Annotated in this window: 23 protein-coding genes and 1 pseudogene; 7 read left to right on the top strand and 17 right to left on the bottom strand. The window is 73.2% G+C overall.

Going from position 1 to position 26,463, the window contains the following annotated elements:
• Window positions 1-10: 10 nt before the first annotated feature.
• Window positions 11-1,012, bottom strand: coding sequence for an alpha-ketoacid dehydrogenase subunit beta (locus ACZ3KJ_RS06835; protein ID WP_467525176.1), 1,002 nt, complete (start codon window positions 1,010-1,012; stop codon window positions 11-13).
• A 1-nt stretch (window position 1,013) separates the two neighbouring features.
• Window positions 1,014-2,321: a pyruvate dehydrogenase (acetyl-transferring) E1 component subunit alpha gene (gene pdhA / locus ACZ3KJ_RS06830; RefSeq protein ID WP_467525174.1), complete on the bottom strand. Its 1,308-nt coding sequence runs from the start codon at window positions 2,319-2,321 to the stop codon at window positions 1,014-1,016.
• A gap of 522 nt (window positions 2,322-2,843) precedes the next feature.
• Here pdhA (ACZ3KJ_RS06830) and ACZ3KJ_RS06825 point away from each other — a divergent pair.
• Window positions 2,844-3,848, top strand: coding sequence for a phosphotransferase (locus ACZ3KJ_RS06825; RefSeq protein ID WP_467525173.1), 1,005 nt, complete (start codon window positions 2,844-2,846; stop codon window positions 3,846-3,848).
• A gap of 111 nt (window positions 3,849-3,959) precedes the next feature.
• On the opposite strand, the gene ACZ3KJ_RS06820 is transcribed toward ACZ3KJ_RS06825, so the two are convergent.
• On the bottom strand, window positions 3,960-5,573 hold the full coding sequence (locus tag ACZ3KJ_RS06820) for a protein kinase domain-containing protein (RefSeq protein ID WP_467525172.1): 1,614 nt from the start codon (window positions 5,571-5,573) through the stop codon (window positions 3,960-3,962).
• Between the two features lie 346 nt (window positions 5,574-5,919).
• Between ACZ3KJ_RS06820 and ACZ3KJ_RS06815 the strand changes: the two genes are divergently transcribed.
• Window positions 5,920-7,569 carry a protein kinase domain-containing protein gene (locus tag ACZ3KJ_RS06815; protein ID WP_467525759.1) on the top strand — a complete coding sequence of 550 codons (1,650 nt, stop codon included), beginning with the start codon at window positions 5,920-5,922 and terminating at the stop codon, window positions 7,567-7,569.
• Window positions 7,570-7,677: 108 nt separating this feature from the next.
• Here ACZ3KJ_RS06815 and ACZ3KJ_RS06810 read toward each other — a convergent pair whose 3' ends face one another.
• Both ACZ3KJ_RS06810 and ACZ3KJ_RS06805 read right to left on the bottom strand, forming a co-directional pair.
• A complete protein-coding gene (locus ACZ3KJ_RS06810) occupies window positions 7,678-8,226 on the bottom strand; it encodes a bacterial proteasome activator family protein (RefSeq protein ID WP_467525170.1) in 549 nt (182 codons plus the stop codon).
• Between the two features lie 121 nt (window positions 8,227-8,347).
• Window positions 8,348-8,554: a hypothetical protein gene (locus ACZ3KJ_RS06805; RefSeq protein ID WP_467525169.1), complete on the bottom strand. Its 207-nt coding sequence runs from the start codon at window positions 8,552-8,554 to the stop codon at window positions 8,348-8,350.
• A 139-nt stretch (window positions 8,555-8,693) separates the two neighbouring features.
• Between ACZ3KJ_RS06805 and ACZ3KJ_RS06800 the strand changes: the two genes are divergently transcribed.
• Window positions 8,694-8,942 carry a hypothetical protein gene (locus ACZ3KJ_RS06800; RefSeq protein WP_467525168.1) on the top strand — a complete coding sequence of 83 codons (249 nt, stop codon included), beginning with the start codon at window positions 8,694-8,696 and terminating at the stop codon, window positions 8,940-8,942.
• 30 nt (window positions 8,943-8,972) lie between these two features.
• On the opposite strand, the gene ACZ3KJ_RS06795 is transcribed toward ACZ3KJ_RS06800, so the two are convergent.
• Window positions 8,973-9,953: an NAD(P)H-quinone oxidoreductase gene (locus tag ACZ3KJ_RS06795; protein ID WP_467525166.1), complete on the bottom strand. Its 981-nt coding sequence runs from the start codon at window positions 9,951-9,953 to the stop codon at window positions 8,973-8,975.
• Between the two features lie 187 nt (window positions 9,954-10,140).
• Between ACZ3KJ_RS06795 and ACZ3KJ_RS06790 the strand changes: the two genes are divergently transcribed.
• On the top strand, window positions 10,141-10,296 hold the full coding sequence (locus tag ACZ3KJ_RS06790; RefSeq protein ID WP_467525164.1) for a hypothetical protein: 156 nt from the start codon (window positions 10,141-10,143) through the stop codon (window positions 10,294-10,296).
• 268 nt (window positions 10,297-10,564) lie between these two features.
• Here the strand turns inward: ACZ3KJ_RS06790 and ACZ3KJ_RS06785 are convergent.
• A pseudogene (locus tag ACZ3KJ_RS06785) lies at window positions 10,565-11,233 on the bottom strand (potassium channel family protein); the annotation flags it as partial.
• Between the two features lie 111 nt (window positions 11,234-11,344).
• Between ACZ3KJ_RS06785 and ACZ3KJ_RS06780 the strand changes: the two are divergent.
• The gene (locus tag ACZ3KJ_RS06780) at window positions 11,345-12,460 is read left to right on the top strand and encodes a potassium channel family protein (RefSeq protein ID WP_467525163.1); all 1,116 of its coding nucleotides are present in this window, start codon (window positions 11,345-11,347) and stop codon (window positions 12,458-12,460) included.
• A gap of 107 nt (window positions 12,461-12,567) precedes the next feature.
• Here ACZ3KJ_RS06780 and ACZ3KJ_RS06775 read toward each other — a convergent pair whose 3' ends face one another.
• Genes ACZ3KJ_RS06775 through pdhA (ACZ3KJ_RS06755) form a run of 5 tightly spaced genes read right to left on the bottom strand, consistent with a single transcriptional unit; the run spans window position 12,568 to window position 18,693 of the window.
• A complete protein-coding gene (locus tag ACZ3KJ_RS06775) occupies window positions 12,568-14,043 on the bottom strand; it encodes a molybdopterin molybdotransferase MoeA (protein WP_467525161.1) in 1,476 nt (491 codons plus the stop codon).
• Window positions 14,040-14,942: an NTP transferase domain-containing protein gene (locus tag ACZ3KJ_RS06770; protein WP_467525159.1), complete on the bottom strand. Its 903-nt coding sequence runs from the start codon at window positions 14,940-14,942 to the stop codon at window positions 14,040-14,042. The genes ACZ3KJ_RS06775 and ACZ3KJ_RS06770 overlap by 4 nt, the downstream gene beginning before the upstream one ends.
• 54 nt (window positions 14,943-14,996) lie before the next feature.
• Window positions 14,997-16,556 carry a dihydrolipoamide acetyltransferase family protein gene (locus ACZ3KJ_RS06765; protein ID WP_467525158.1) on the bottom strand — a complete coding sequence of 520 codons (1,560 nt, stop codon included), beginning with the start codon at window positions 16,554-16,556 and terminating at the stop codon, window positions 14,997-14,999.
• Window positions 16,556-17,560, bottom strand: a complete 1,005-nt coding sequence (locus tag ACZ3KJ_RS06760; RefSeq protein ID WP_467525157.1) for an alpha-ketoacid dehydrogenase subunit beta — start codon at window positions 17,558-17,560, stop codon at window positions 16,556-16,558. Before ACZ3KJ_RS06760 ends, ACZ3KJ_RS06765 begins: the two co-directional genes overlap by 1 nt.
• Window positions 17,560-18,693, bottom strand: a complete 1,134-nt coding sequence (gene pdhA, locus ACZ3KJ_RS06755; RefSeq protein ID WP_467525156.1) for a pyruvate dehydrogenase (acetyl-transferring) E1 component subunit alpha — start codon at window positions 18,691-18,693, stop codon at window positions 17,560-17,562. The genes ACZ3KJ_RS06760 and pdhA (ACZ3KJ_RS06755) overlap by 1 nt, the downstream gene beginning before the upstream one ends.
• 190 nt (window positions 18,694-18,883) lie before the next feature.
• Between pdhA (ACZ3KJ_RS06755) and ACZ3KJ_RS06750 the strand changes: the two genes are divergently transcribed.
• Window positions 18,884-19,369 (top strand): Lrp/AsnC family transcriptional regulator, encoded by a 486-nt coding sequence (locus ACZ3KJ_RS06750; RefSeq protein WP_467525757.1) that lies wholly within the window; start codon window positions 18,884-18,886, stop codon window positions 19,367-19,369.
• Window positions 19,370-19,470: 101 nt separating this feature from the next.
• Here the strand turns inward: ACZ3KJ_RS06750 and ACZ3KJ_RS06745 are convergent, their stop codons facing one another.
• Window positions 19,471-20,061 (bottom strand): TetR/AcrR family transcriptional regulator, encoded by a 591-nt coding sequence (locus ACZ3KJ_RS06745; protein WP_467525154.1) that lies wholly within the window; start codon window positions 20,059-20,061, stop codon window positions 19,471-19,473.
• Window positions 20,058-21,581, bottom strand: a complete 1,524-nt coding sequence (locus ACZ3KJ_RS06740; protein WP_467525153.1) for a 3-hydroxyacyl-CoA dehydrogenase — start codon at window positions 21,579-21,581, stop codon at window positions 20,058-20,060. Before ACZ3KJ_RS06740 ends, ACZ3KJ_RS06745 begins: the two co-directional genes overlap by 4 nt.
• 212 nt (window positions 21,582-21,793) lie before the next feature.
• Between ACZ3KJ_RS06740 and paaN the strand changes: the two genes are divergently transcribed.
• On the top strand, window positions 21,794-23,485 hold the full coding sequence (gene paaN, locus ACZ3KJ_RS06735; RefSeq protein WP_467525151.1) for a phenylacetic acid degradation protein PaaN: 1,692 nt from the start codon (window positions 21,794-21,796) through the stop codon (window positions 23,483-23,485).
• 39 nt (window positions 23,486-23,524) lie between these two features.
• Here the strand turns inward: paaN and ACZ3KJ_RS06730 are convergent, their stop codons facing one another.
• From ACZ3KJ_RS06730 to ACZ3KJ_RS06720, 3 genes are read right to left on the bottom strand one after another with little or no spacing between them, the layout of a single operon-like run.
• Window positions 23,525-24,307: a TrmH family RNA methyltransferase gene (locus ACZ3KJ_RS06730; RefSeq protein ID WP_467525150.1), complete on the bottom strand. Its 783-nt coding sequence runs from the start codon at window positions 24,305-24,307 to the stop codon at window positions 23,525-23,527.
• The gene (locus ACZ3KJ_RS06725) at window positions 24,304-25,524 is read right to left on the bottom strand and encodes an HTTM domain-containing protein (RefSeq protein WP_467525148.1); all 1,221 of its coding nucleotides are present in this window, start codon (window positions 25,522-25,524) and stop codon (window positions 24,304-24,306) included. The genes ACZ3KJ_RS06730 and ACZ3KJ_RS06725 overlap by 4 nt, the downstream gene beginning before the upstream one ends.
• Window positions 25,521-26,153, bottom strand: coding sequence for a DUF5819 family protein (locus ACZ3KJ_RS06720; protein ID WP_467525146.1), 633 nt, complete (start codon window positions 26,151-26,153; stop codon window positions 25,521-25,523). The genes ACZ3KJ_RS06725 and ACZ3KJ_RS06720 overlap by 4 nt, the downstream gene beginning before the upstream one ends.
• Between the last annotated feature and the right edge of the window lie 310 nt (window positions 26,154-26,463).

Genomic DNA, 26,463 nt, shown 5'->3' with positions numbered 1-26,463 from the left:
GACCCTCTCCTCAGTACGCCAGGGCACGGTCGACGGCGTCGAGCACCCGGTCCAGGCCCGGCAGGTACTCCTCCTCCAGACGCGCCGGCGGGTACGGGACGTGGTAGCCGCCCACCCGGAGCACGGGGGCCTCCAGGTGGTAGAAGCAGCGCTCCGTGATCCGGGCGGCGATCTCCGCGCCCGAGCCGAAGAACACCGGCGCCTCGTGGACCACGACCAGACGGCGGGTCTTCTCCACGGATGCCTGGACGGAGTCGAAGTCGAGGGGGGAGACCGAACGCAGGTCCAGGACCTCCAGGCTCTTGCCCTCCTCGGCGGCCGCGTCGGCGGCCTCCCGGCAGACCTTCACCATCGGGCCGTAGGCGACGAGGGTCACGTCGGTGCCCTCGCGGACGACCTGCGCCTTGTGCAGCGGGCCGGGGATGGCCTCGGTGTCGACCTCGCCCTTGTCCCAGTAGCGCCGCTTGGGCTCGAAGAAGATCACCGGATCGTCGCTCTGGATGGCCTGCTGCATCATCCAGTAGGCGTCCCCGGCGTTCGACGGCGAGACCACCTTCAGGCCCGCCACGTGCGCGAAGAGCGCCTCGGGGGACTCCGAGTGGTGCTCGACGGCGCCGATGCCACCGCCGTAGGGGATGCGGACGACGACGGGGAGCTTCACCTTGCCCAGCGAGCGGGCGTGCATCTTCGCGAGCTGGGTGACGATCTGGTCGTAGGCCGGGAAGACGAAGCCGTCGAACTGGATCTCCACCACCGGGCGGTAGCCGCGCAGGGCCAGGCCGATCGCGGTGCCCACGATGCCCGACTCGGCGAGCGGGGTGTCGATGACGCGGGACTCGCCGAAGTCCTTCTGGAGGCCGTCCGTCACCCGGAACACGCCGCCGAGCTTGCCGACGTCCTCGCCCATGACGAGGACCTTGGGGTCGGAGTCCAGCGCGTGCCGCAGCGACTCGTTGATCGCCTTGGCCAGAGCCATGGTCGTGCTGGTCTTGCTGGTCGCAGTGCCGGCCATCTCAGTTGCCCCCCTCACCCGCGGCGACGCCGCTGTCGGACTCCGTCTCGAACGACGCCTGGTAGGCGGCGAACCCGGCGCGCTCCTCGTCGACGAGCGCGTGTCCGTCCGCGTACGCGTTCTCGAAGATGGCGAAGTGGTCCGGGTCCGGCATGGCACGGACCGCTTCGCGCACTCGCCTGCCCAACGCCTCGCTCTCGGCCTCGAGTTCCGCGAAGAATCCCTCGTCCGTGTGGTTTGAGGCCTCCAGGTACCGGCGCAGGCGCAGGATCGGGTCCTTGGCCTCCCAGGCGACGCGCTCGTCGTCGTGCCGGTAGCGGGTGGGGTCGTCGGAGGTGGTGTGGGCGCCCATCCGGTACGTGTACGCCTCGACGAGGGTCGGCCCCTCGCCGCGGCGGGCCCGCTCCAGGGCCCACTTGGTGACCGCGAGGCAGGCGAGGACGTCGTTGCCGTCGACGCGGACGCCCGGGAAGCCGTAGCCCTGCGCGCGCTGGTAGAGCGGGACGCGGGTCTGCTTCTCGGTCGGCTCGGAGATCGCCCACTGGTTGTTCTGGCAGAAGAACACCACCGGCGCGTTGTAGACGGCGGAGAAGGTGAACGATTCGGCGACGTCGCCCTGGCTGGAGGCGCCGTCGCCGAAGTAGGCGAGGACCGCGCTGTCCGCGCCGTCCTTGGCGACGCCCATCGCGTAGCCGGTGGCGTGCAGCGTCTGGGAGCCGATGACGATCGTGTAGAGGTGGAAGTTGTTCCCGTTGGGATCCCAGCCGCCGTTGTTGACGCCGCGGAACATGCCCAGCAGGTTGGCCGGGTCGACACCGCGGCACCAGGCGACGCCGTGCTCGCGGTAGGTCGGGAAGACGTAGTCGTCGTCGCGCAGGGCGCGGCCGGAGCCGATCTGGGCGGCCTCCTGGCCGAGCAGCGAGGCCCACAGGCCCAGCTCGCCCTGGCGCTGGAGGGAGGTGGCCTCGGCGTCGAAGCGGCGGGTGAGCACCATGTCGCGGTACAGGCCGCGCAGCTCGTCGGGGGTGATGTCGGCGACGTACGGGTCGTACTCGGCGTCCTTCACGCGCTTGCCCTCGGGCGTGAGCAACTGGACGAGCTCGGGCTCGCCGCCCTTCCCTGCGGTGGCGCCGGCGGTACGGGCGGTGCGGGCCCCGGCGGCGGTGCGCTTGCCGGCGGTGCGCTTCCCGCCGGTGGCCTTGGCCGCGGCGGCGCGGGTGGTGCCGGTCGCCGTCTCGGTGCCGGTGGCGCCGGCCTTGCCTCCGGCGCTGCGTCGCGGCTTGCGCGCGGCAGTGCTCTCCACGGTCACGTGTGCTCCTCCGTCGGTCCGGCCCCCGGGGTTGCCGGGAACCAGTACGGCTCACCTGTTCCGACACCCGCGCACGGGGTGGGTGCCACTCGGCCGGAACAGGCGTGACAGGTGCCCCGGCGAGCGCCCTGCAAGATGCACGTTACCCAGTACGCCACATATCTGTGAAACCCCGCCTGACCTGCGTTTTTGCTTGGATTTCCAAGTAAAATCGGCAAACTCGGGAAGGATCCTGGTCACAGCCTTGCAGGAGGCCGGAGCAACGGCACGTTATCCCGTCGGCCTCGGCAACGGGAAGAGCACGGATAGACGAGTGCACCAACCCACCGAAAAGGACGAACTGCCCCATACCCCCGCAGCGGCCGCCGACCGGGGGGATCACTTCACGCCCGAGGCCCACCTCAAGGCGACCGTCGGGGACCACTTGTGACGCCTGGTGACTGTGTGTGACAACGCGCAGCTCACGGCGCCGAACAGTGCCCTAGCATCGGGCGCGTGCCGCGCTCCTGTGTACCACCCCTGATGCCCCACGCGCCCCCTCTGGGCGCCCTGCTCCGCCGCTACGCCGCCGGCTCCCCCCTCGACTGCGCGCCCGTCGACCAAGGGCTGCTGAACCGCGGCTACCGGCTGCGCACGACCCGCGGCCGCTACTTCCTCAAGCACCACTTCGACCCGGACACCGCCGACGAGGCCTCGATCGTCCGCCAGCACCGGGCCACCCAGCGCCTGGCCGACCTGGGGGTCCCCGTGGCGCCCCCGCTGCCCGGCCGCGACGGGCGCACGGTCGCCGTCGTCGGCGGCCACGCCTACGCCCTGCACCCGTGGATCGACGGCCGCCACCGCCACGGCGCCCAGCTCACCCCCGGCGAGTGCGCCCGCCTGGGGGCGCTCCTGGGGGTCGTGCACGCGAGCCTGGAGCGGGTGATGCCGGCGCACGCGCGGGCCCGCGCCGCACCCCCGGAGAGCGTCGCCCCGGCCGACACCTTCGCCGTGATCGACGACCTCCTCGCGCGCGTGCGCCGGCACCGCCCCGCCGACTCCTTCGACGAACTGGCCCGCCACCGGCTCCTGGAACGGCGTGCCCTGCTGGAACGGAACGCGGACCGCCGTCCCCCGAGCAGCGGCCCGGCCGGCTGGGTGCACGGGGACTTCCACCCGTTCAACCTGCTCTACCGCGACGACGCCCCCGCCGCCATCGTCGACTGGGACCGGCTCGGCGTGCAGCCGCGCGCCGAGGAGGCCGTACGCGCCGCCGCGATCTTCTTCGTCCTGCCCGGCGGCACCCTCGACCTGCCCAAGGCGCGGGCGTACGCGCGCGCGTACCGGCGCGCCGCCGGGGCCACCCCCTCGGAACTCGCGGCCGCCGTGCACCGCGTGTGGTGGGAGCGCCTCAACGACTTCTGGATGCTGCGCTGGCACTACGAGCGCGGCGACACCCGCGCCGATCCCCAGTTCCCGGCGGCCGCCGCCCTGGCGGTGTGGTGGACGCGGGAGTACGACGCGGTGTGCGACGCCTTCACGCTCTGACCCGGGTGCGGGGCCGCCCCGACGGGGCGGGCCGCGCAGACGACGACGCGCGCGTGGGGAGCCCGGTCGGGCCCCACGCGCGCGTGCGTGCGACGGCGTGGACGGAAGAGGTCAGCCGCCGAGGCTGCCCAGGCTGGTCGTGCCCTGGTCGCTGCCGCTGGAGGTGCCCGTCGTCGAACCGGCGTCCTCCCCGGTCCCGCCGTCCGTGGTGCCCGAGTCGCTCGACTCGGTGTCGGTCGGCTCCTCCGACGGCTGCGTCTCGGTCGGCTCCTCCGACGGCTGCTCGCTCTCCTCGCTGCTGTAGCTCGGGGACGGCGTGTACGACGGCGTGTACGACGGCGTGTACTCCGAACCGTAGTTCGAGCCGGAGCTGCCCTCCGTCGTCTCCTCCTCCGTCGACTCGTCGGTCGGCGAGTCGCTCGGGGACGCGCTGCTCTCGTCCTCCGTCGCGGACTGCGTGACGGTCGGCGACTGCGTGGTCTCCGACCCGCCGCCGCCGTCCGAACCGCCGTTGTTCAGCGCGAGGGCGACACCGGCCGCGATGGCGATCACCGCGAGGACGGCCAGCACCCACAGCTTGCCGCGGCCGCTGCCCCGGTTGCCGTGCCCCTCGAACCCGCCGTCGTCGCCGCCTCCGTAGCCCGAGGGCAGGATCGGCTGGGGGATCTGCGAGGTGCTGGAGCCGTCGGCGCCGTGCGGCATCGCCGTGGTGCCCGCGAACCCGGCCGCGGCCGCAGCCCCGCCGGCGGCCGCGTCGACCGGCCCGGTGTTCCAGGTGCCGGTGTGGCCGCCCTGGTCGTACAGCATCTGGAGGGCGTACTGGACCAGGCCGCGCATCTCCTCCGCGGTCTGGAAGCGGTCGTCGGGCTCCTTGGCGAGGGAGCGCATGACGAGGCCGTCGAGCTCGGGCGGGCAGGCGCCGTCCGAGGTGCGCGACGGCGGCACCGGGATGTCCTGGACGTGCTGGTAGACCACCGACAGCGGGGTCTCGCCGGTGAACGGCGGACGCAGTGCGAGCAGTTCGTACAGCAGGCAGCCCGTGGCGTACAGGTCGGAGCGGTGGTCGACGGCCTTGCCGAGGGCCTGCTCCGGGGAGAGGTACTGCGGAGTGCCCATGACCATGCCGGTCTGCGTCATCGTCGTGGACGCGCCGTGCAGGGCGCGGGCGATGCCGAAGTCCATCACCTTCACGGCGCCGTTGTCCGTGATGATCACGTTCGCCGGCTTGATGTCGCGGTGCACGATGCCGTGCTGGTGCGAGTAGGCCAGCGCCTCCAGCACCCCGGAGACGATGATCAGCGCCTGCTCGGGGCCCGGCGCCTCGGCGTTGAGCAGCAGATCACGGATCGTCCGCCCCTCGACCAGCTCCATGACGATGTACGGCACGCTCTGGCCGCCCACGAAGTCCTCGCCGGAGTCGTACACGGCGACGATCGCGTGGTGGTTGAGGCCGGCCACCGACTGGGCCTCGCGGGTGAACCGGGCCTTGGACACCGGGTCCTCCGCGAGATCGGCGCGCAGCAGCTTGACGGCCACGGTTCGCCCGAGGCGCACGTCCTCGGCGGCGAACACCTCCGCCATGCCGCCCCGGCCGAGTCTGTGGGTCAGCCGGTACCGGCCGTCCCCGACAAGCCCGCCGTTACCCCACAGCTCCGGCGCATCTGACATACCGCCGCCAGTCGCCTCGGGGTCGGACGGGCCCTGAGCGCGCTGCTGCTGTGCCATCAGTCCTCGCCGTCGTTTCTGCCCGCGGTGCGCGCGGTGTTGTCACGGTCTCCGTCGGCCACGCTACAGCCTCCGCGCAAGCCGCCGGTCCGGGATGAGCGCGGGTACGGGTCGGAGACCGGACCGGCCATCAAACCCGCACCCCCTGCCGGCGTGCAAATTCTGTGTACCGGCCGTACGCCGCCTGTAACGCTTCCGCGACGCTTCTTTCGCGTACGGTCACGGAACGGGCACCGCGCTTGACGTGTCAGTGGCCTGGGGCAGACTTGGCCGGGAATGGCACTTTCGATCAATGGCTAGCCACAGCAAGCGGCAGGTGCCCGACGCCTTACGGGGGACGCAGAAGATGAGCCAGGACGGCGCGCAGGGCCGGTATGCGGGGCGGGCGCTCGCCGGCGGCCGCTATCAGCTGCGTGACTTGCTCGGCGAGGGCGGTATGGCCTCCGTCCACCTCGCCTACGACTCCGTGCTCGACCGTCAGGTCGCGATCAAGACACTCCACACCGAGCTCGGCCGCGAGCAGGCCTTCCGCGAGCGCTTCCGCCGCGAGGCCCAGGCCGTGGCGAAGCTCACGCACACCAACATCGTCTCCGTCTTCGACACGGGCGAGGACGACGTGGACGGCATGACGACGCCGTACATCGTGATGGAGTACATCGAGGGCCGCCCGCTCGGGTCGGTGCTCGACGAGGACGTGCGGCAGCAGGGCGCGATGCCCGCCGACAAGGCGCTGAAGATCACCGCGGACGTGCTGGCGGCGCTGGAGATCAGCCACGAGATGGGGCTGGTCCACCGCGACATCAAGCCCGGCAACGTGATGATGACCAAGCGCGGTGTCGTCAAGGTGATGGACTTCGGCATCGCGCGCGCGATGCAGTCCGGCGTCACCTCGATGACGCAGACCGGCATGGTCGTCGGCACCCCGCAGTACCTCTCGCCCGAGCAGGCGCTGGGCCGGGGCGTGGACGCCCGATCCGACCTGTACTCGGTCGGCATCATGCTGTTCCAACTGGTCACCGGCCGGCTTCCGTTCGACGCGGACTCGGCGCTGGCGATCGCGTACGCGCACGTGCAGGAGGAGCCGGTGGCTCCTTCCTCCGTCAACCGCGCGCTGCCGCCGGCCGTGGACGCGCTCGTCGCCCGCGCGCTGAAGAAGAACCCGAACGAGCGCTTCCCCACCGCCGTGGCCATGCGCGACGAGTGCCTGCGCGTCGCGGCCTCCTTCCAGGCCGCCCCGCCGAGCATCGTCGCCGGCGCCCAGACGTCGAGCGGCGCGGGCGTCGGCTCCGCGGTCTTCCCGCCGGTCGGCCAGGGCACCCAGGGCCCGACGGGCAACGTGCAGACGCCGTACCAGCCCGCGCCGAACAACCCGTACGGCACCCCGGCGCCCTCGACGCCCGCCCCGGCGCCGTCCTACGGCTATCCGGCGCAGGGCGGCTACCAGACGCCCGCCCCGTCGTACGGCCACCAGCAGGCGCCGCACACCCCGCCCGCCTACAACCTCACCCCGCAGCCGTCGACGGCCGTGGGCCCCGGCAGCGGACGGGCGAGCAGCAAGCCGGTGGTCGTCGGCTCGACCATCGTCGCGGTCGTGGCCGTCGGCGCCCTGCTCGGCACCCTCATGGCGAACGACGGCAGCGAGGACGACAAGGGCGGCTCCGGCGGGGCCAGTTCCAGCGCCACCGCCACGAAGGCGGCCGGCTACCGCGGCCCGGACACCTCGAAGACGATCGACTCGGCCGAGTGCTCCGAGCCCGACGAGTCGTACAACGACCCTGACAAGATCCGCGTCCCCAACTTCCAGTTCAAGTACATCAAGTCGGTCAAGGAGTGCTTCCAGGCGGCCGGCTGGACGATGACGATCAAGGACGTCGACGAGAACACGTACGGCCAGGGCGCGGTCATGGACCAGTTCCCGTCCGCCGGGACGGACGTCGACCCCGAGGACATGCCGGAGATCGAGCTGAGCGTGTCGACGGGCAACCCGGCGTCCTGACGTACCGACGTACCGACAGCCGAAAGGGCCCGGCGGCCGGCGCCGGGCCCTTCGTACGGGGTCTGGTCGTACGGGGGGTGTGGTCGTAGGGGTCTGGCCGTACGGGGTCTACAGGTACGGTCCGCCCGAGCGGCCGCCCGTGCGGGGGTCGTCGATGCCCTCCTGACCGCCCATACCCGGAGGCAGCGCGCGGCGCATCTGCTCCAGCTGGGCGCGCGCGGCCATCTGCTGGGCGAACAAGGTGGTCTGGATGCCGTGGAACAGGCCCTCCAGCCAGCCGACCAACTGGGCCTGGGCGATCCGCAGTTCCGCGTCGCTCGGAGTCGCGTCGTCGTTGAACGGCAGGGAGAGCCGCTCCAACTCCTCGACGAGCTCGGGCGCCAGACCGTCCTCCAGTTCCTTCACCGAACTGGAGTGGATCTCCTTGAGCCGAGCCCGGCTCGCCTCGTCCAGGGGAGCCGCCCGCACCTCCTCCAGCAACTGCTTGATCATGCTGCCGATCCGCATGACCTTCGCCGGCTGCTCGACCTGTTCCGTCACCGGGGTCTCACGGGAGTCCTCGTCCGCGTCACCGCCACCGAGTGCCATGCCGTCCTGGCCCACGACCAGGATCCGCTGGGCGTTCTCCGGCGACCTTTCGTTCCTCGGCATCTCCATGCCGCCATTCTCTCGCACCCCTACACCTCATCACCGTGGTGCCCCCCGGGAAAGATGATCCACCGTTTCCGTTCGGAGCAGTCCGCGATGCGGTGAACAAGGCCGAATGCCAGGCTTGTCGCTACTTGTTCTCTATCGGCTGACACCGGGAGGGGGTCACTGACGTGACTCCATGGCGGTGGGGGTTGTACGGGCCGGCGGTGAGCCTGGCGCTGGCGGCCGGGCTGCCGTACGGCGGCGTCGCGTCGTACGCCGCCGTGCCGTCGTCGTCCACGAGCTCGTCCCCGTCCCCGTCCTCATCCACGTCCCCGTCTTCGTCCTCGTACACGTCTGCCTACACGTCCGCGTCCTTGTCCGCGTCCGCGTCCCCGGTCGGGCCCGACCGGGCCGGGAGCCGGGCCGGTGAGGGACGTATCCGTCCGGGGCGGACGGCGGACGAGGGCCGGGACGGGGCCGAGGACGGGGACGTGTACGAGGACGACGACGTGGAGGCGGACGAGGAGCAGGACGCGGGGGAGGACCCGGCCGAGGAAGATCCGGCCGAGGAGGAGCCGCCCGCGGCCGGGCTCGTGCCCAGCGCGTCGCCGCGGGCGGTCACCCGGCAGGAGCAGCCCGCCGGGCACGCCCTGCGGGTTCTGCCCCTCGGCAGCGGCCTGATCCTCATCGGCCTCGGTCTCGGCCTCGCCTTCCTCGGACTGCGGCTGCGTCGCGGCTAGGACGACGCCCCGGGGGGCTGTGCGGTGCCGTCAGGGTGCGACCAGCAGGACCTTGCCGACGTGACCGCTCTCCTCGACGATGCGGTGGGCGGTGGCCGCGTCCCGCATCGGGACCTCGCGGTCGACGACCGGGCGGACGTGACCGGCGGCCAGCAGGGGCCAGACGTGCTCGCGCACCGCCGCGACGATCGTCGCCTTCTCCCCGAGCGGGCGGGCCCGCAGCGAGGTCGCGCTGATCGCGGCGCGCTTGGCGAGGAGCGCGCCGATGTTCAGCTCACCCTTCACCCCGCCCTGCATGCCGATGATCGCGAGGCGGCCGTTGACGGCCAGGCTCTGGACATTGCGCTCCAGGTACTTCGCGCCCATGTTGTCGAGGATGACGTCGGCCCCGGCACCGTCCGTGGCCTGCTTGATCTCGGCCACGAAGTCCTGCTCCCGGTAGTTGACCAGGATGTCCGCGCCCAGCTCGGCACAGCGCCGCAGTTTCTCCTCGCTGCCCGCGGTGACGGCGACCCTGGCGCCGACGGACTTGGCCAGCTGGACGGCCATGGTGCCGATCCCGCTGGAGCCGCCGTGCACCAGCAGCGTCTCACCGGGGCGCAGGTGGGCGACCATGAAGACGTTCGACCAGACCGTGCACGTCACCTCGGGGAGCGCGGCGGCCTGCCGGAGGCCGATCCCTTCGGGCACCGGCAGCAGCTGCCCGGCCGGGACGACGACCTTCTCCGCGTATCCGCCGCCCGCGAGCAGCGCGCACACCTCGTCGCCGACGGCCCAGCCGCTGACTCCGGGGCCTAGCTCGGCGATGCGCCCCGAGCACTCCAGGCCGGGGTAGGGCGACGCGCCCGGCGGCGGGTCGTAGAAGCCCTGCCGTTGCATGATGTCGGCGCGGTTGACGGCGCCGGCCACCACCTCGACCAGGACCTCGCCCTCGCCGGGTACGGGATCGGGGACCTCCTCCCACACCAGCGCCTCGGGACCACCAGGTTCGGAAATCGTGATCGCATGCATGGGAGGGACGCTACTCCTGCGTCCGCGGCGGCCGCCGTAGCGGCCATCGGGCGACCGCGGCCCCGCAGCGGTCAGGGGACCGGTCCCGGGGACGCCCCGATGCACGACCGTCGAGGCCGCGCGACGGTGAAGGGCTCCCCTGCATGATCCGACTGCGCGGAAGGACACTCCCCCCTTCGGCCACGACGTGATCCGCGAGGCCGACGAGGTACGCGGCCTGGTCAGCCTCACCGGCCAGTACGCGTCGGTGGACGAGGACCTCACCGGCACCGTCGCTGAGGTGGGCCGCGCTGTTCGTGCTGGTCTTCGGACCGGTCACGCTGCGCTGTACAACCGCACGTAGGGGGATTCCTTCGGAGCCACGGGGAGCCGGGTGCCGGCGCTAGGGCCTGTTGCGAAAGTCCCGTCGTCCGCCCGGAGGGCGGGCCTGGCGGCGTCAGGTGCGTGCTCTGGGGGTCCCCCCGGCCGAAGGCTGGGGGAGTGCCGGCCCCTGGCCCTCGTACTGGATGTACTTGGGTCAGGGGCCGGTGCGGCGAGTGGGGGTCCCCCCGGCCGGAGGCTGGGGGAGCGTGCATGGCGTCGTCGGGCAGGCGGGACTTTCGCAACAGGCCCTAGAGGCGCGGCACCGTCCGCGGCTCCGGCGGCACCCGCACGATGGTGACCAGGCGGTCCGTCAGCTCCAGGACGCCGATCGCCGGATCGTCGTAGGCGAGCACCCGGTGACCGCGGACGACGCTCACCACCAGGTCGTCCGTCTCGCGCGGGCTGCGTCCCGACTCGGCCTTGGTGACGGGCCGTTCCACGAGGTCCAGGCCGCTTCCCTGGTGCATGAGGTCCTCCATGACCCGGCCGGCCGCCGGGCTGAGCACGGACAGCCCGAGGAGGCGTCCGGCCGCTCCCGCGCTGGTGATGACCTCGTCGGCGCCCGACTGCTGGAGCAGCGGCGCGTTCTCCTCCTCCCGCACCGCGGCCACGATCTTCGCCCGGGGATTGAGCTGGCGGGCGGTCAGGGCCACGAGGACGGACGTGTCGTCACGCTCCGTCGCGATGATGATCTTTCCGGCCCGCTGCACCTCCGCCCGGCGCAGCACGTCGCTGCGCGTCGCGTCGCCGACCACGCCCTCGTAGCCCTCGGCCGTCGCCGCGGCGATCATCTTGGTGCCGGGATCGATCACGACGACCTGCTCCTTCCGCAGTCCCGAGGCACAGGCGGTGCGGATCGCGGCCCGCCCCTTCGTGCCGAAGCCGACGACGACGGTGTGGTCGCGCAAGGGAGACCTCCGGGATACTGGGCGAAACCTCGGTACGGACGGGGTGTTGCGTGCTGACGGGAACAACCCGCCGGGAACCATGGTGCCCACCGTACGGATCACCATGACAGGGGGCACGCGATGCGAGACCACGAACGACAGCCTGCCGGGCCGCGGCGGCTCTCCCTCCTCAGGTCGCTCTGGTACCGCTCGCGCGCCGAGGCCCGTGACGACGCCGAGGCCGGCCGCTCCATCACGATGCCGGTGCAGAGCGCCCTGCCACCGCTCCAGCAGGTGCTCCGGCGCCTCGCGCTGGCCCTGTTCGTGCTGGCCGTCACCACGTTGATCGTCTACGCCGACCACGAGGGCTACAACGACAACTCCGACGGCTCCGTCGACCTCCTCGACTCGGCCTACTACGCCACCGTCACCCTCTCCACCACCGGATACGGCGACATCACGCCCGTCAGTGACACGGCCCGGCTCGTCAACATCCTCGTCATCACGCCGCTGCGCGTGCTCTTCCTGATCATCCTGGTCGGCACCACCCTCGAAGTGCTCACCGAGCGCACCCGTCAGCAGGTCCGCGTCCACCGCTGGCGCACCCGCACCCACCATCACGTCGTGGTCGTCGGCTACGGCACCAAGGGCCGCCACGCGGTGGAGACGCTCGTCGGGCAGGGCATCCCCAAGGAACAGATCGTCGTCGTGGACGCGCAGCTCAAGGCCGCGGTGTCGGCCGGGGACGACGGGCTGGTCACGGTGACCGGGGACGCCACCCGCTCCGAGACGCTCCTCAAGGCCGAGGTTCCCAGCGCCGCCCGGGTGATCGTCGCCCCGCAGCGCGACGACACCGCCGCCCTGGTCACCCTCACCGCCCGCCAGCTGAACCGGCGTGCCACGATCGTCGTCGCCGCCCGGGAGGACGAGAACGTCCCGCTGCTCAAGCAGAGCGGCGCGGACACGGTGGTCACCAGCTCCAGCTCCGCCGGCCGACTGCTCGGCGTCTCCATGGTCAGCCCGATCGTGGCGAGGACCCTGGAGGACCTGATGACCCTGGGCAGCGGACTGGACCTCATCGAACGTCCCGTCACCCAGCAGGAGGTGGGCCGGTCGCCGCGCGCCTGTGCGGACCTGATCGTGGCGGTCCTGCGGGGCAAGGATCTCCTGGACTTCGCCGACCCGAAGCTCACCGAGCTGAAGGCGGGGGACCGGGTGATCACGGTGAGCCGGGCCCCGGTCACCGAGCAGGTGTGACCCGGGCGGGCGACGCCTGAAGGGGCGAATGTTTCACGTGAAACGGGCAGGTGGTGATCTGTCGAGGTGTTTCACGTGAAACAGGCCGAGTGGGTCATTCGGGTGTTTCACGTGAAACAGGCGTCGATCCCGGCCGCAGCCCACGGCAGGTCCAGCAGTTCCGTCTCCTGACCGGCGCGCACCCCACCCGGTGGTACGACGGCCAGGACATCGGCCGCAGCGATGCCCCGCAGCATCGCCGGGCCGTTGTAGTGCAGCGGCACGGCGTGGTCGCCTCGTAGAACGGCCGGGACGAGCCGGGTGTCGTGCGGGTGACCGTGCACCGCCTCCTTCAGCGGCAGCGTGTACGGCTCGGGGGCCGGACGGGCGGCGAGCGTACGCAGCAGCGGCTCGGCGAGGGTGACCAGGCCGGAGACGGCCGCGAGGGGGTTGCCGGGCAGGCCCACGAGGTGCCGGCCGTCCTGGAGTCGGGCCAGCAGCATCGGATGGCCGGGACGCACCTGGACCCCGTCGACCAGGAGCTCGGCGCCGATACGGCGCAGGGTGGGGTGGACGTGGTCGACGGGACCGGAGGCCGTGCCGCCGGTGGTGATGATCAGGTCCGCCGCCGACGTCGTCAGGGCCCGGTACAGGGCCTCCGCGTCGTCGCCCAGTCGGTGCAACGCCGCCACCTCGGCGCCCAGCGCACGCAGCCACGGGGGAAGCATCGGACCGAGCGCGTCCCTGATGAGGCCGTCGTGCGGGCGGCCCTCGGTGAGCAGTTCGTCGCCGAGGACGAGCACCTCCACGCGGGGGCGGGGGACGGCCGCCAGCGTGTCGTAGCCGGCGGCCGCGGCGAGCCCCAGGACGGCCGGGGTCACCACCGTTCCGGCCGGCAGCAACTGGTCCCCGCTCCGGCATTCCTGGCCGCGGGGGCGAATGTCCTGGCCGTGCCGGTTCTCACGGGTGGGGTGGAGCCGGCCCTTCTCGTCGGTACGGCCGTGCTCGCTGCGGAGCACGGCCGTGGTGTCGGGCGGGATCCGGGCTCCGGTGGCGATACGAGCGGCCTCACCGTCGGCGAGGGGCGCGGGCTGTGCGTGTCCGGCCAGGACACCCTCGTCCCGTACGGCCCAGGGTCCAGGCCCGGCGACCGCCCAGCCGTCCATCGCGGAGGTGTCGAAGGAGGGCAGGTCGGTGAGGGCGGTCAGGGGGGCGGCCAGGACCAGGCCGAGCGCGTCGACGAGGGACACGGAGACGGGGGTGCGGCGGGCGGCGGTGGAGCGGGCGGCCCGACCGGCGATCGTGCGGGCCTCGGCCCACGGGGTGGCGGTGGCCCGGTGACCGGCCGGGTGTCCCTGGCCATCACGGGGGCCGGATGCCCCGCCGTGCCCCGCGCCGGACCGGCCCGCGTGGTCGTCGCCGTGCCGTCCGCCTCGGTCCGCACCGTGCGCGGCCGCCGACGCGGGGCCGCCGTCCTCGTCCGGACGGACGGCGCCGTCTCCGGCCGGGCCGGGGGAGCTGTTGCCGTGGTTCACGAGGGCGAGCGCCTCCTCGACGTCGAGGTCCTCGGCGTCCTGGCCGTCCCGGACGCCGAAGGCGGTCATCCGGCGTCCGGGCGGGTGTCGGGCGTGGCGTCGGGAGCCACGTCGGACCGGCCGCCGCCGGGTTCGTCGGCCCAGCGCACGGCCAGGTCGGCGGCCTTGCGGGCGGCCTCGGCGACGGCTTCGGGGCCGCCCTGGGCCCGCGCGGCCGCGTAGCCGACCAGGAAGGTGGTCAGCGGAGCGGCGGGCCGGGCCACGCCGTGGGCGGCGTCACGGGCGAGGTCGAGGAGGACGCCGGTGTCGACGTCGAGGTCGATGCCCAGTTCGTCCTTGACTGCGGAGATCCATTCATCCAACACGTGGCCATGCTCCCTGATACGTGCTCTGGCGGTGGCGATGTCGTCCCAGGTGTCGCAGTCGAAGGACGCGACGGGGTCGGGGACGCGGGTGAGGTCGAGCCCGGCGGTGAGCCGGCGCAGCGGAAGGCCGGTGAGGCCGTCGTGCCGCTCGCCGAGCGCCGCCAGTTCGCGGCGCAGGGCGGACGTGCGGTAGGCGGCGACGAGCGGCTGGTCGCGGCCGTCGGCGTCGGTGAGCAGCGCGCCCTCGGCACGGTGGTCGTCCAGGGCGGCCAGCAGGCCGCGGACGGTGTCCGGCACGAGGAACGGCAGGTCGGCGGAGAGGACGAGGACGCGGTCGGCGGTGGTGTGGCGCAGTCCGGCGCCGAGGGCCGCGACCGGGCCCGCGCCCGGCGGGTCCTCGCGCGCCCACCGCACGGGCCGCACGGTGGGCCGGGGGGCGGCGACGACGACGGTGGTCCGCGCGTCGGCGCAGGCGGACAGCACCCGGTCGAGCAGCGCGCGCCCGCCCACACGGACGCCGGGCTTGTCGGCACCGCCGAGGCGGCGGGCTCCGCCACCGGCGAGCACGACGGCGTCATGAGCGGGAGACGCGTTCGAGGTCACCCCCCGAGTATGCGCGGCCCGCCGATCACGGGGAACGCGTGGAGGCCCGCGACATCACAGTGTGCGCAGCAGCACCGCCGGCTGTTCCACGCAGTCCGCCACGTGACGCAGGAATCCGCCCGCCGTACCCCCGTCGCACACGCGGTGGTCGAAGGTGAGCGAGAGCTGGACGACCTGGCGCACCGCCAGCTCCCCCTCGTGCACCCACGGCTTGGGGACGATGCGGCCGACGCCGAGCATGGCCGCCTCGGGGTGGTTGACGATCGGCGTGGAGCCGTCGACGCCGAACACGCCGTAGTTGTTCAGCGTGAAGGTCCCGCCGGTCAGGTCGCCCGGGGTGAGGGTCCCGGACCGGGCCGCGTCCGTGAGGCGGGCGAACTCGGCGCTGAGCCCCTCGGCGTCCCGGGCGTGCGCGTCGCGGACGACGGGGACGACCAGCCCCCGCTCGGTCTGGGCGGCGAACCCGAGGTGGACGTGGTCGAACCGGACGATCTCCCGCGCCTCCGCGTCGACGGTGGAGTTGAGTTCCGGGAACCGGGCCAGGGCAGCGGTGCAGATGCGGGCCAGCAGCGCCAGGAGGGAGATCTTCGGGCCGCCGACGGCGTTCATCGCCGTACGGGCGCGCATCAGTTCCGTGGCGTCGGCGTCCACCCAGCAGGTCGCGTCGGGGATCTCGCGGCGGCTGCGGGAGAGCCTGTCGGCGGCGGCCCCGAGCACACCCCTGAGCGGGATGCGGTGCTCTCCCGCGAGCGCCGGAGAGGCGGGGAACGCCGGTGGTACGGGAGCGTGCCGGGAGGCGGGGGCCGGTGGCGCGGGGACCTGGAGGGCGGCGGGAGCCGAGAGCGCCGCCGGCACCTGCTGTCCGGCCGGCGGCTGTGCGGTCCGGCTCCGGGCGGCGGCCACCCGCAGCGCGTCCTCCACGTCCGCCCGCAGGATCAGACCGTCCGGGCCGGACCCCTTCAACTGGGCCAGGTCCAGGCCGTTCTCCCGGGCGAGACGGCGCACCAGCGGGGAGATCACCGGGACGGGACCGTCCGCCGTGGAGTCGCCGGAGCCTCCGGCCCGCCCGTGGGCCGCCGCGGGCGCGGAGAAGGACGCGACGGTGGGCTCCGGACCCGCGGAGGGCGGCGGCGGAGCTGACGGAGACGTCCGGGCCGACCCGCCCTCCGGCGTCGGCCGGCCCGCCCGCGTCGGCTGCGTCGGCCGTATCCGGCGCCGTCGCGCGGGCGCCTCCGACGTGCCGTACCCCACCAGGACGTTGCCCGAGCCCTGGACGTCCGGGGCCGGTGCGTCCGGTCCTCGGGTGCCCGCACCCTGGACGCCGCCGCCCCGGGTGTCCGAGTCGTCCGTCGGTCCTTCGGCGGACGGCCCGCCGACCGCGACGGTCAGCAGCGGGGCGCCGACGGGCAGTTCCGTGCCCTCCTCGCCGAACCGGGCGGTGACCACGCCGCCGTAGGGGCACGGCACCTCGACCATCGCCTTCGCCGTCTCGACCTCGACGACCGGCTGGTCGACGGCGACGACGTCACCGACCTGCACCATCCAGCGCACGATCTCCGCCCCGGTGAGCCCCTCCCCGAGGTCCGGCAGCTTGAACTCCAGCACCTGTGCCATCAGCTCTCGGCCTCCCACTGCAGACGCGCCACGGCGTCCAGGATGCGGTCGACGCCTGGCAGGTGGTGGCGCTCCAGCATCGGCGGCGGGTAGGGGATGTCGAACCCGGCCACGCGCAGCACCGGCGCCTCCAGGTGGTGGAAGCAGCGCTCCGTGACACGGGCCGCGATCTCCCCGCCCGGGCCTCCGAAGGAGCCCGATTCATGGACGACGACCGCGCGGCCGGTCCGCCGTACCGAGGCGCAGACCGTCTCGTCGTCGAACGGCACCAGGGAGCGCAGATCGACGACTTCGAGGTCATGGCCCTCGGCGCGGGCGGCCTCGGCGGCTTCGAGGCAGACCGGCACCGACGGCCCGTACGTGATGAGTGTGGCGCTCCGGCCCGAGCGCCGCACCACCGCGCGGCCCACGGGTTCAACGGCCGGTGGTCCGTCCGGGTTCCAGGAGTCCTTGGACCAGTACAGGCGCTTGGGTTCGAGGAAGACGACCGGGTCGTCGGAGGCGATGGCGGCGCGCAGCAGGCCGTAGGCGTCGGCGACCGTGGCGGGCGTGACGACATGGAGCCCCGGAGTCGCCATGTAGTACGCCTCGGAGGAGTCGCTGTGGTGCTCGACGCCGCCGATGCCGCCGCCGTAGGGGACGCGGACGGTGATCGGCACGGGCATGCGGCCGCGGGTGCGGTTGCGCATGCGGGCGACATGGCTGACGAGCTGCTCGAACGCCGGGTAGGCGAAGGCGTCGAACTGCATCTCCACGACCGGCCGCAGCCCGTACATGGCCATGCCGACGGCCGTGCCGAGGATGCCCGCCTCGGCGAGCGGCGTGTCCGTGCAGCGGTCCTCGCCGAACTCCTCGGCGAGTCCGTCGGTGACCCGGAAGACGCCGCCGAGGGTGCCGACGTCCTCGCCCAGGACGTGCACGGACGGGTCGGCGGCCATCGCGTCGCGCAGCGCGCGCGTGAGGGCCTGCGCCATGGTGGCGGTCCCGGCGGCGACGGTGGTCATCAGCGCCCCCCTTCCCGCTCCGCGTCGAGCTCGGCCCGCAGCAGGGCCCGCTGCTCGCGCAGCTGGGGGGTGGGTTCGGCGTACACGTGGGCGAACAGGTCCATGGGGTCGAGCGTCGCATCCCGGTGCATGCGGGCGCGCAGGTCTGCGGCCAGGGCTTCGGCGGCGTCCCGCGCGGCCTGCTTCTCCCGCTCGTCGAGCAGCCCGCGGGCGGCCAGCTCGTGTTCCAGCAGCAGGATCGGGTCGTGCTCGCGCCAGGTCTCGACCTCGGCGTCGCCGCGGTAGCGGGTCGCGTCGTCGGCGTTGGTGTGGGCGTCGATGCGGTAGGTGACCGCCTCCACCAGCGTCGGTCCGCCGCCCGCGCGCGCGTGCCGTACGGCGTCGGACAGCACCTGGTGCACGGCGACCGCGTCGTTGCCGTCGACGAGCCGGCCCGGCATGCCGTACCCGACGGCCTTGTGGGCCAGGGAGGGGGCGGCGGTCTGCTTGGCGAGCGGGACGGAGATCGCGAAGCCGTTGTTCTGGACGAGGAAGACGACCGGTGCCTGCCAGACGGCGGCGAAGTTCAGCGCCTCGTGGAAGTCGCCCTCGCTGGTGCCGCCGTCGCCGACCATGGCGAGCGCGACCACGTCGTCGCCCTTCAGGCGGGCGGCGTGGGCGAGGCCCACGGCGTGCGGGAGCTGGGTGGCGAGCGGGGTGCACAAGGGGGCCACCCGGTGCTCGAGGGGGTCGTAGCCGGTGTGCCAGTCGCCGCGCAGCAGGGTCAGGGCCTCGACGGGGTCCACGCCGCGTGCGACGGCCGCGAGGGTGTCGCGGTAGCTGGGGAAGAGCCAGTCCCGCTCCCGCAGGACGAGCGCGGCGGCGATCTCGCAGGCCTCCTGGCCGGTGCTGGAGGGGTAGACGGCGAGGCGGCCCTGCTTGGTGAGGGCGGTGGCCTGCGCGTTGTACCGGCGGCCGCGCACCAGCTGGGCGTAGAGCCTGCGCAGCAGCTCCGGGTCGGCCTGTGCGGCCGCTTCGGTGCCGAGCACGCGGTGGGGCTCCGCGTCGGGCAGCAGCGGCGCGGGGTCGGTGCGGGGCTGCCAGGCGGGCGGCGGGGTCGGCCGATACGCGCCCCGCTGCTCCATGACCGTCATGACGGCACCTCCTCGTGGGGGTGGCTACGGGAGGCGGGTCGGCTGTGACCCGCCTCACCTACCGATTGTTCGGTCGTGGGCACATTTTGGCTACTGGCCCCCCGAGGCTGTGGACAAACGGTTCTCCACAGCCTGAGATGGACGCAGGTCGTCCACGGCGGAGAGGCGGGGGGACATGACACCTGAACAAATGGCCGGCAGCCCGGACGGCGGCTCGCCGCAGGCCCCGCCCCGCCCGCTGGACGCCATCGATCAGGACATCCTCCGGATGCTCCAGGCGGACGGCCGCGCCTCGATACGGTCGATCGCCGAACGGGTCCACGTCTCGCGCGCCAACGCCTACGCGCGTATCAACCGGCTGCTCGACGACGGCGTCATCCGTGGCTTCGGCGCCCGCGTCGACCACGAGCGCGCGGGCCACGGCACGTCCGCGTACATCACGCTGAAGATCGTCCAGAATTCCTGGCGCACGGTGCGCGAGCAGCTCAGACAGCTCCCCGGCGCCTCCCACATCGCGCTGGTGGGCGGCGACTTCGACGTGCTGCTGCTGGTGCACGCACCCGACAACAGGGCGCTGCGCGAGCTGGTGCTCACCCGGCTCCAGGCCATTCCCCAGGTGCTCAGCACCCGCACGCTGCTGGTGTTCGAGGAGGAGGACCTGGAGCCGCAGGGGTGACCCGGGATCCGGGGCCCGTCGTGTGGAGCACGCCGCGGACGTGGGGCTCGCGGGGCCCCCTCGGAGCCCTGCGGCCTGATCCGAGCGACAGGCCCTGGTCCTCAGCCCTCCCGGCGCAGCCCCGAGAAGACCAGCCGCGCCACCGCGTCGGCCACGTCCCGCTCGCCCATGCCCCGCCCGTCCGGCCGGTACCACTCGACGATCGAGTTGATCATGCCGAAGACCAGCCGGGTCGCCAGCCGCACCTCGACGTCGCCGCGCACGTCCCCGTCGGCGGCGGCCGCCTTCAGCAGCGCGGCGACCCGGTGGTCGAAGTCGCGGCGGCGCTCCAGGGCCCACCGCTCGGTGTCGGTGTTGCCGCGCACCCGCAGCAGCAGGGTCACGTAGGGCAGTTCGGCTATGAGGACCTCCACCATGCGCCGCACGACGTACTCCAGGCGCTCGGCGGCCCGCCCCACGCGCGCGGGCTCCTCGTCGAGGATCCCGAAGAGGCCGTCCAGCGCCCGGCTCACCGCGCGCCGCAGCAGCTCCTCCTTGCCGGAGACGTGGTGGTAGATCGACGACTTGGAGATGCCGGCCGCCCGGGAGAGGTGCTCCATGGAGGTGCCGTCGTAGCCGCGCTCGTTGAAGACCTGCACGGCGACCGAGAGCAGGGTCTCCGGGGTGTACGTGTCCCGCTTGGCGGTGGTCATGAGGTCCCCTCCCGCCGGTCGGCGGCGTGTCCGTGGCGGTACAGCGCGAGCGAGGGCGCGTAGCGGCCGGAGGGTTCGCGCAGGTGCAGCTCCTCCAGCAGGTCGTGCGCCCAGGTCCTGCCCAGCCTGCGGCTCCACTCGAAGGGGCCGAGGGGGTAGTTGACGCCCAGGCGCATCGCGGTGTCGACGTCCTCCTCGGTGGCCACGCCCTTGGCGACGGCGTCGTGCGCGAGGTCGACGATCCGCGCGACCGTCCGGGCGACGATCATGCCGGGGACGTCGCCGATGACGCTGACGTCCTTGCCGAGCGCCTGGAACAGGCCGATGGCCTCGGACAGGGCCTGCGGGGAGGTGTCCTGGGAGGCGGACAGAGCGATCCGGGTGGCCTTGCGGTAGTCCAGGGCGAGGTCGAAGTAGACCACGTCGCGGAACTCGACGGAGGTCTGGCCGTCGGCGAGCGCGAGATGGCCGCCGCCGGGCAGCATCAGGCGGGTGCCGTGGTCCTCTTCCTCCTCGTGGACCGGGATGCCCGCCTCGCGGATCATCGCGAGCAGCTCCCCGGCGGGACCGAGGTCGCCCTCGGCGACGACGTGGGCGGGCGGCCGGTGCCGCTCCGCGGTGTGCGGCTCGGGGCGCTCGCCGGCCCCGGCGTCACCGCGGTGGTCGAACCAGCCCTGACCGGTCTTGCGGCCGAGGCGGCCGGACTCGACCAGCCGGCGCTGGGCGAGCGAGGGGGTGAAGCGCACGTCCTGGAAGAAGGCCTGCCACACGGAGTGCGTGACGGATTCGTTGACGTCCTGCCCGATCAGGTCGGTCAGCTCGAACGCGCCCATCCGGAAACCGCCCGACTCGCGCAGGACGGCGTCGATGGTGGCGGGGTCGGCGCCCTGGGACTCGTAGACCGCGAAGGCCTCGGCGTAGAAGGGCCGGGCGATGCGGTTGACGATGAAGCCGGGGGTGTCGGCGCACGCGACCGGGGTCTTGCCCCACGCGCGGGCGGTCTCGTACGCGCGCGTGGCCGAGGTGACGTCGGTGGCGAAGCCGGAGACGACCTCCACCAGCGGCATCAGCGGCGCCGGGTTGAAGAAGTGCAGGCCCACGAAGCGGCCCGGGTTGCGCAGGGCGCCGCCGACGGCCGTCACCGACAGGGAGGAGGTGTTGGTGGCGAGCAGGCAGTCCTCGCCGACGACGTCCTCGAGCGCCCGGAACAGCTCCTGCTTGACGTCCAGCCGCTCCAGGACGGCCTCGACGACCAGCGCGCAGTCGGCGAGGCCGGCGAGGCCGTCCACGGGCAGGAGGCGGGCGCGGGCGGCGTCCCGCTCGGCGGCGGTGAGCCGGTCCTTCTCGACGAGCCGGTCGAGGCGGGCGCCGATCGCGGCGGACGCTTCCCGGGCGCGGCCGGCCACGGCGTCGTACAGCCGTACGGGGTGGCCCGCGACCAGCGCGACCTGGGCTATGCCCTGGCCCATGGTGCCGGTGCCGACGACGGCCACGGGGCTGCTGAGGTCGAGTGCTGTCATGTGCGCGATCCTCCCGCACGGGGTTTTCCACAGATGCGGCAGGCCCCCTTGTCCCGACCGATCGTTCGGTTACTCTAACTCTGACCGGCCGAACCGTCACCCGCCTCCACCACGACGGAGGCGCCCCGCACCGCGTCCCCCGATGTCCTGCCCTTCTTCCGCCCAGGTCATGAGCTCGACGAGGAGCTCTCACGACGAGGAGTTGGTCCAGCATGGCCGCCGAACCCACCGCACCCCATCTGATCGCCAGGCACCGGCCCACCCTCGACCAGGCCCTGGAAGCGATCCGCACCCGCGCGTACTGGTCCCCGCACCCCGAACACCCCAAGGCCTACGGCGAGCACGGCAGCCTCGACGCGGCCGCCGGCAAGGCGGCCTTCGACGCCCTGCTGGGCACCCGCCTCGACCTGGGCCAGCCCGGCACCGACGACTGGGTGGGCGGCGAGGTCTCCCCGTACGGCGTGGAACTGGGCGTGACGTACCCGCACGCGGACGTCGACGTGCTGCTGCCCGCCATGCGGGCCGGTCAGCGCGCCTGGCGCGACGCGGGGGCGGAGGTCCGCGCGGTGACCTGCCTGGAGACCCTCAAGCGCATCAGCGACCGGACGCACGAGTTCGCGCACGCCGTCATGCACACCTCCGGCCAGGCCTTCATGATGGCGTTCCAGGCGGGCGGCCCCCACGCCCAGGACCGCGGTCTGGAAGCGGTGGCGTACGCGTACGCCGAACAGACCCGCACCCCCGACGCCGCCGAGTGGACCAAGCCGCAGGGCAAGCGCGACCCGCTCGCGCTGACCAAGCGGTTCACACCCGTCCCGCGCGGTGTCGCCCTGCTCATCGGCTGCAACACCTTCCCGACGTGGAACGGCTATCCGGGCCTGTTCGCCTCCCTCGCCACCGGCAACGCGGTCCTGGTCAAGCCCCACCCGCGCGCGGTGCTGCCGCTCGCGCTCACCGTGCGGATCGCCCGCGAGGTGCTCGCCGAGGCCGGCTTCGCCGCCGACCTGGTCGCCCTCGCCGCCGAACGGCCGGGCGAGGGCATCGCCAAGACCCTGGCCCTCCGGCCCGAGATCAAGATCATCGACTACACCGGTTCGACGGCCTTCGGCGACTGGCTGGAGGACAACGCCCGCCAGGCGCAGGTCTACACCGAGAAGGCCGGCGTCAACACGATCCTGGTGGACTCCACCGACGACTACCGGGGCATGCTCTCCAACCTGGCCTTCTCGCTGTCCCTGTACAGCGGCCAGATGTGCACCACCCCGCAGAACCTGCTGATCCCCCGCGACGGCATCCGCACCGACGAGGGCCCCCGCGGCTACGACGAGGTCGTCGCCGACCTGGCCCGCTCGGTCGACGGTCTCCTCGGCGACGACGCCCGCGCGAACGCCCTGCTCGGCGCCATCGTCAACCCCGACGTCAAGGCCCGGCTGGAGGCGGCGGCCGGGCTCGGCGAGGTGGCCCTCGCCTCCCGCGAGGTGACCCACCCGGACTTCCCCGACGCGGCCGTGCGCACCCCCGTGATCGTGAAGCTGGACGGCGCCAAGCCCGGCGACGAGGCCGCCTACATGAGCGAGTGCTTCGGGCCGGTCTCCTTCGCCGTCGCCGTCGACTCCTCCGCGGAGGGCGTCGAGCTGCTGCGGCGCACCATCCGCGACAAGGGCGCCATGACGGTCGGCGCGTACACCACCGACACGGAGGTCGAACGGGCCGTCGAGGAGGTCTGCCTGGAGGAGGCCGCCCAGCTGTCCCTCAACCTCACCGGCGGGGTCTACGTCAACCAGACGGCCGCCTTCTCCGACTTCCACGGCTCGGGCGGCAACCCGGCGGCCAGCGCCGCCCTCACCGACGGCGCGTTCGTGGCGAACCGCTTCCGGGTGGTGGAGGTGCGCCGGGAGGCCTAGGGCGCCGCGGAGATCCGTCAGAAGCGCCCTGGACCTGTCCTAGATCGTGTCCGGACCGGGGAAGCGGTCCCGGAGATCCGTGCCCCCGCCCCCGGCGCTCCAGTGGTACAGCGTCATGGCCACGCTGGTGGCGAGGTTGTAGCTGGAGACCTGGGGGCGCATCGGCAGGGCGAGCAGCTGGTCGGCCCGCGCGCGGAGCGCGGCGGACAGCCCGCTGCGCTCCGAACCGAAGGCGAGGACGGCGTCGTCCGGGAGCTTCACGCCCCGGAGGTCCTCGCCCTCCGGGTCGAGCGCGAACACCGGGCCGGGCGGCAGTTCGTCGACGGCCAGCCGCTCCACGGCGGTCGCGAAGTGCAGCCCCGCACCGCCGCGCACCACGGTCGGATGCCAGGGGTCGAGCGTGCCGGTGGTGACCACGCCGGTCGCCCCGAAACCGGCCGCCAGCCGGATCACGGCCCCCGCGTTCCCCAGGTTGCGCGGCTCGTCGAGCACCACGACCGGCGCGGTGCGCGGCAACCGGACCAGCGCCCGCAGATGCGCCTCCCGGGAGGGCCGTACGGCCAGGGCGGCCACGGCGGTGGGATGCGGACGCGGCACCAGCGAGGCGTACGCCGCCTCCGGCACCTCCGTCAGCAGCGCGTCCAGCGTCCGCCGGACGTCGGGGGCGAGCTCGTCGGCGAGGGCGAGCGCCGCCCGCCGGTCGACGGCGACCGCCACCGGGATCTCGGCCCCGAAGCGCACGGCGTGCTTCACGGCGTGGAAACCGTCGAGGAGCACGCAGGCGTCGGCCGTCCGGCGCCACAGGGCGAGGGGGTCGGTCATGCCGTGAAGCCTACGCGGCTGGGCTCGGCGTCCTGAGGCGTCCGCGGGCCCGGCGGCGGCTCCGCCGCGACGGCCCGGTCCCGTGCCAGGATCGCCACGCCCGCACGGGCCGCCCATCCGCCGAGCCGGCGCAGGAAGGGCGTCGGCAGGAAGACCGCGTCCGCCGCGATCATCGCGAGCGAGAAGAACGGCAGCCCGAGGAGCACGGCGATCGCCGCGTGCTCGATCATCATGACCACCAGCAGGACGTTCTTCACACGCCGGTTGAACAGCGTGAAGGGGAAGGCGACCTGCACGGCCACCGTCCCGTAGGTCACCAGCATGACCATGGTGCCGCTGGAGGAGAGCAGCTCGCCCAGGGCGGGCCAGGGCGAGAAGTAGTCCAGGTGCAGGGGGTAGTAGACGGCGGTGCCGTCCTGCCAGCGGGAGCCCTGGACCTTGTACCAGCCGGCCGTCGCGTAGATCAGACAGGCCTCCGCCATGATCACCAGCAGGGCGCCGTTGTGCAGGATGTTGGCGACGACGTCCAGCAGGATCCTGGGTTCCGCGGACCGTGTCAGGCGTCCCACGGCCCACCACAGGCCCTGTGCGGCCCACACCGCCCACAGGATCGCCGGCACGACCGGATCGCCCTCCAGGCGTCCCGTCCCGGTCGCCACGACCAGCACCAGCCCGAACACGGACCACAGGGCGGGCCCCACCCGGTCCGTGACCCGCTCTCCGCGCGCGCGTGCCCCGGCCTCGCGCCGCGCCCGCCGCGCGTCCAGCGACCACACCTGGGCGCAGCGCGTGAACACGAGGTAGAGGGACATCAGGTGCATCACGTTGTCGCCGCCGTCGCCCACGAAGACACTGCGGTTCTGCAACGACAGCACGCCCGCCATGAACAGCACCGACACCGTGCGGGTGCGCCAGCCCAGCAGCAGCAGCGCGCTCGCCAGCACCGCGCACGCGTAGACGAGCTCGAACCAGACCCGCCCGTCCGACCACATCAGGGCCGAGAAGGCGCCGTTGCCGTCGATCAGCCGCCGGGCCAGCTCCCAGCTCCAGGGGCCGTCGGGACCGTAGAGCTCCTCGCGGTGCGGATACTCACGCAGCAGGAACAGCAGCCAGGTCAGGCTGAAGCCGATACGGACCACGGCGCTCTGGTACGGCCCGAGCGCGGCCCCGGTCACCCGGGCCATCGCGGCGGACACCGACAGGGACAACCGGTTCACCGCGCACCTCCCTCGGTGGCCGGAACCGACCACCAGGGCAGCACGCGGTACACCGGCCGCGAGGTGACCTGGTCGGAGACCCAGGGGGGCGTCGGCACGTTGGTGGTGCGGGAGCGAACCTGGACCCGCTCGATCAGGCCGCCCTCCCCGGCCGCGCCGCCCCGCTCCAGGCGACCGACGACGATGCGGCGCAGGTACTCCTCGGACAGGGCGCTGCGCGAACCCACCGCGCGGTCGTCGGCGTCGTGCGAGCCCAGGTAGAAGTCCCAGGCGCGGCGCAGCTCGTTCTGCTGGGTGTGGCTGGGCACCAGGTTGCCGTCGATGGCCCGGCCGTCCTGCGCGGAGAGGTCGTACCAGCCGGTGGTGCGCGAGGAACCGTCCGCGGTGCGGATGTCGGCGCGGACCTGTACGGCGATGTTCTGCTGGAGCGGGTTCGGCGCGAACAGCTTCCAGTTCTGCTCGAACTCCGGGTAGATCCAGTCGTCGATCGCGTCGCCGTGCGCCTTGGTGACCGTGTTGGACGGCGCGACGTGCAGGAACACCATGCCGAGGTGCGCACAGACGGTGACCGCGACGACCGCGAGCGCCAGGGCGGCAGCGATCTGGTACCGGGGGGAGAGGGCGGCCACGCCGGTACGCGGACCGGCTTCGGGGGCAGGGGCGGGGGCGGAACTGTCGCCGGGACGGGAATCGGAGTCGGGACCGGTGTCAGGCCCGGGACCGGAGTCGGGACCGGTGTCAGGCCCGGGACCGGAGTCGGGACCGGTGCCAGGCCCGGGACCGGAGTCGGGGCCGGGGCCGGAGTGGGGGCCGGACGCGTGGTCGCGCTCGGCGAGGGGTGTGAGGGCTGCCGCGCCCTTGGCGGAGGCGCCGGGGCGGCCCCGGGGTATCGCGGCGGCGGGCAGACGGTCCTCGCCCTCGGCACCGGTGGCGGCCGGT

This window comes from Streptomyces sp. NPDC003248 (genome assembly GCF_055563235.1).
Note: the sequence above shows the minus strand (reverse complement) of the source record. Positions and strands in the feature narration are given on the sequence as shown.

Coding starts and splice junctions, on each gene's coding strand:
- ACZ3KJ_RS06835 (WP_467525176.1), bottom strand. CDS start 1,012: ATGGCCGGCACTGCGACCAGCAAGACCAGCACGACCATGGCTCTGGCC.
- ACZ3KJ_RS06825 (WP_467525173.1), top strand. CDS start 2,844: ATGCCCCACGCGCCCCCTCTGGGCGCCCTGCTCCGCCGCTACGCCGCC.
- ACZ3KJ_RS06820 (WP_467525172.1), bottom strand. CDS start 5,573: ATGGCACAGCAGCAGCGCGCTCAGGGCCCGTCCGACCCCGAGGCGACT.
- ACZ3KJ_RS06815 (WP_467525759.1), top strand. CDS start 5,920: ATGAGCCAGGACGGCGCGCAGGGCCGGTATGCGGGGCGGGCGCTCGCC.
- ACZ3KJ_RS06810 (WP_467525170.1), bottom strand. CDS start 8,226: ATGGAGATGCCGAGGAACGAAAGGTCGCCGGAGAACGCCCAGCGGATC.
- ACZ3KJ_RS06795 (WP_467525166.1), bottom strand. CDS start 9,953: ATGCATGCGATCACGATTTCCGAACCTGGTGGTCCCGAGGCGCTGGTG.
- ACZ3KJ_RS06780 (WP_467525163.1), top strand. CDS start 11,345: ATGCGAGACCACGAACGACAGCCTGCCGGGCCGCGGCGGCTCTCCCTC.
- ACZ3KJ_RS06775 (WP_467525161.1), bottom strand. CDS start 14,043: ATGACCGCCTTCGGCGTCCGGGACGGCCAGGACGCCGAGGACCTCGAC.
- ACZ3KJ_RS06765 (WP_467525158.1), bottom strand. CDS start 16,556: ATGGCACAGGTGCTGGAGTTCAAGCTGCCGGACCTCGGGGAGGGGCTC.
- ACZ3KJ_RS06760 (WP_467525157.1), bottom strand. CDS start 17,560: ATGACCACCGTCGCCGCCGGGACCGCCACCATGGCGCAGGCCCTCACG.
- pdhA (WP_467525156.1), bottom strand. CDS start 18,693: ATGACGGTCATGGAGCAGCGGGGCGCGTATCGGCCGACCCCGCCGCCC.
- ACZ3KJ_RS06750 (WP_467525757.1), top strand. CDS start 18,884: ATGGCCGGCAGCCCGGACGGCGGCTCGCCGCAGGCCCCGCCCCGCCCG.
- ACZ3KJ_RS06745 (WP_467525154.1), bottom strand. CDS start 20,061: ATGACCACCGCCAAGCGGGACACGTACACCCCGGAGACCCTGCTCTCG.
- ACZ3KJ_RS06740 (WP_467525153.1), bottom strand. CDS start 21,581: ATGACAGCACTCGACCTCAGCAGCCCCGTGGCCGTCGTCGGCACCGGC.
- paaN (WP_467525151.1), top strand. CDS start 21,794: ATGGCCGCCGAACCCACCGCACCCCATCTGATCGCCAGGCACCGGCCC.
- ACZ3KJ_RS06730 (WP_467525150.1), bottom strand. CDS start 24,307: ATGACCGACCCCCTCGCCCTGTGGCGCCGGACGGCCGACGCCTGCGTG.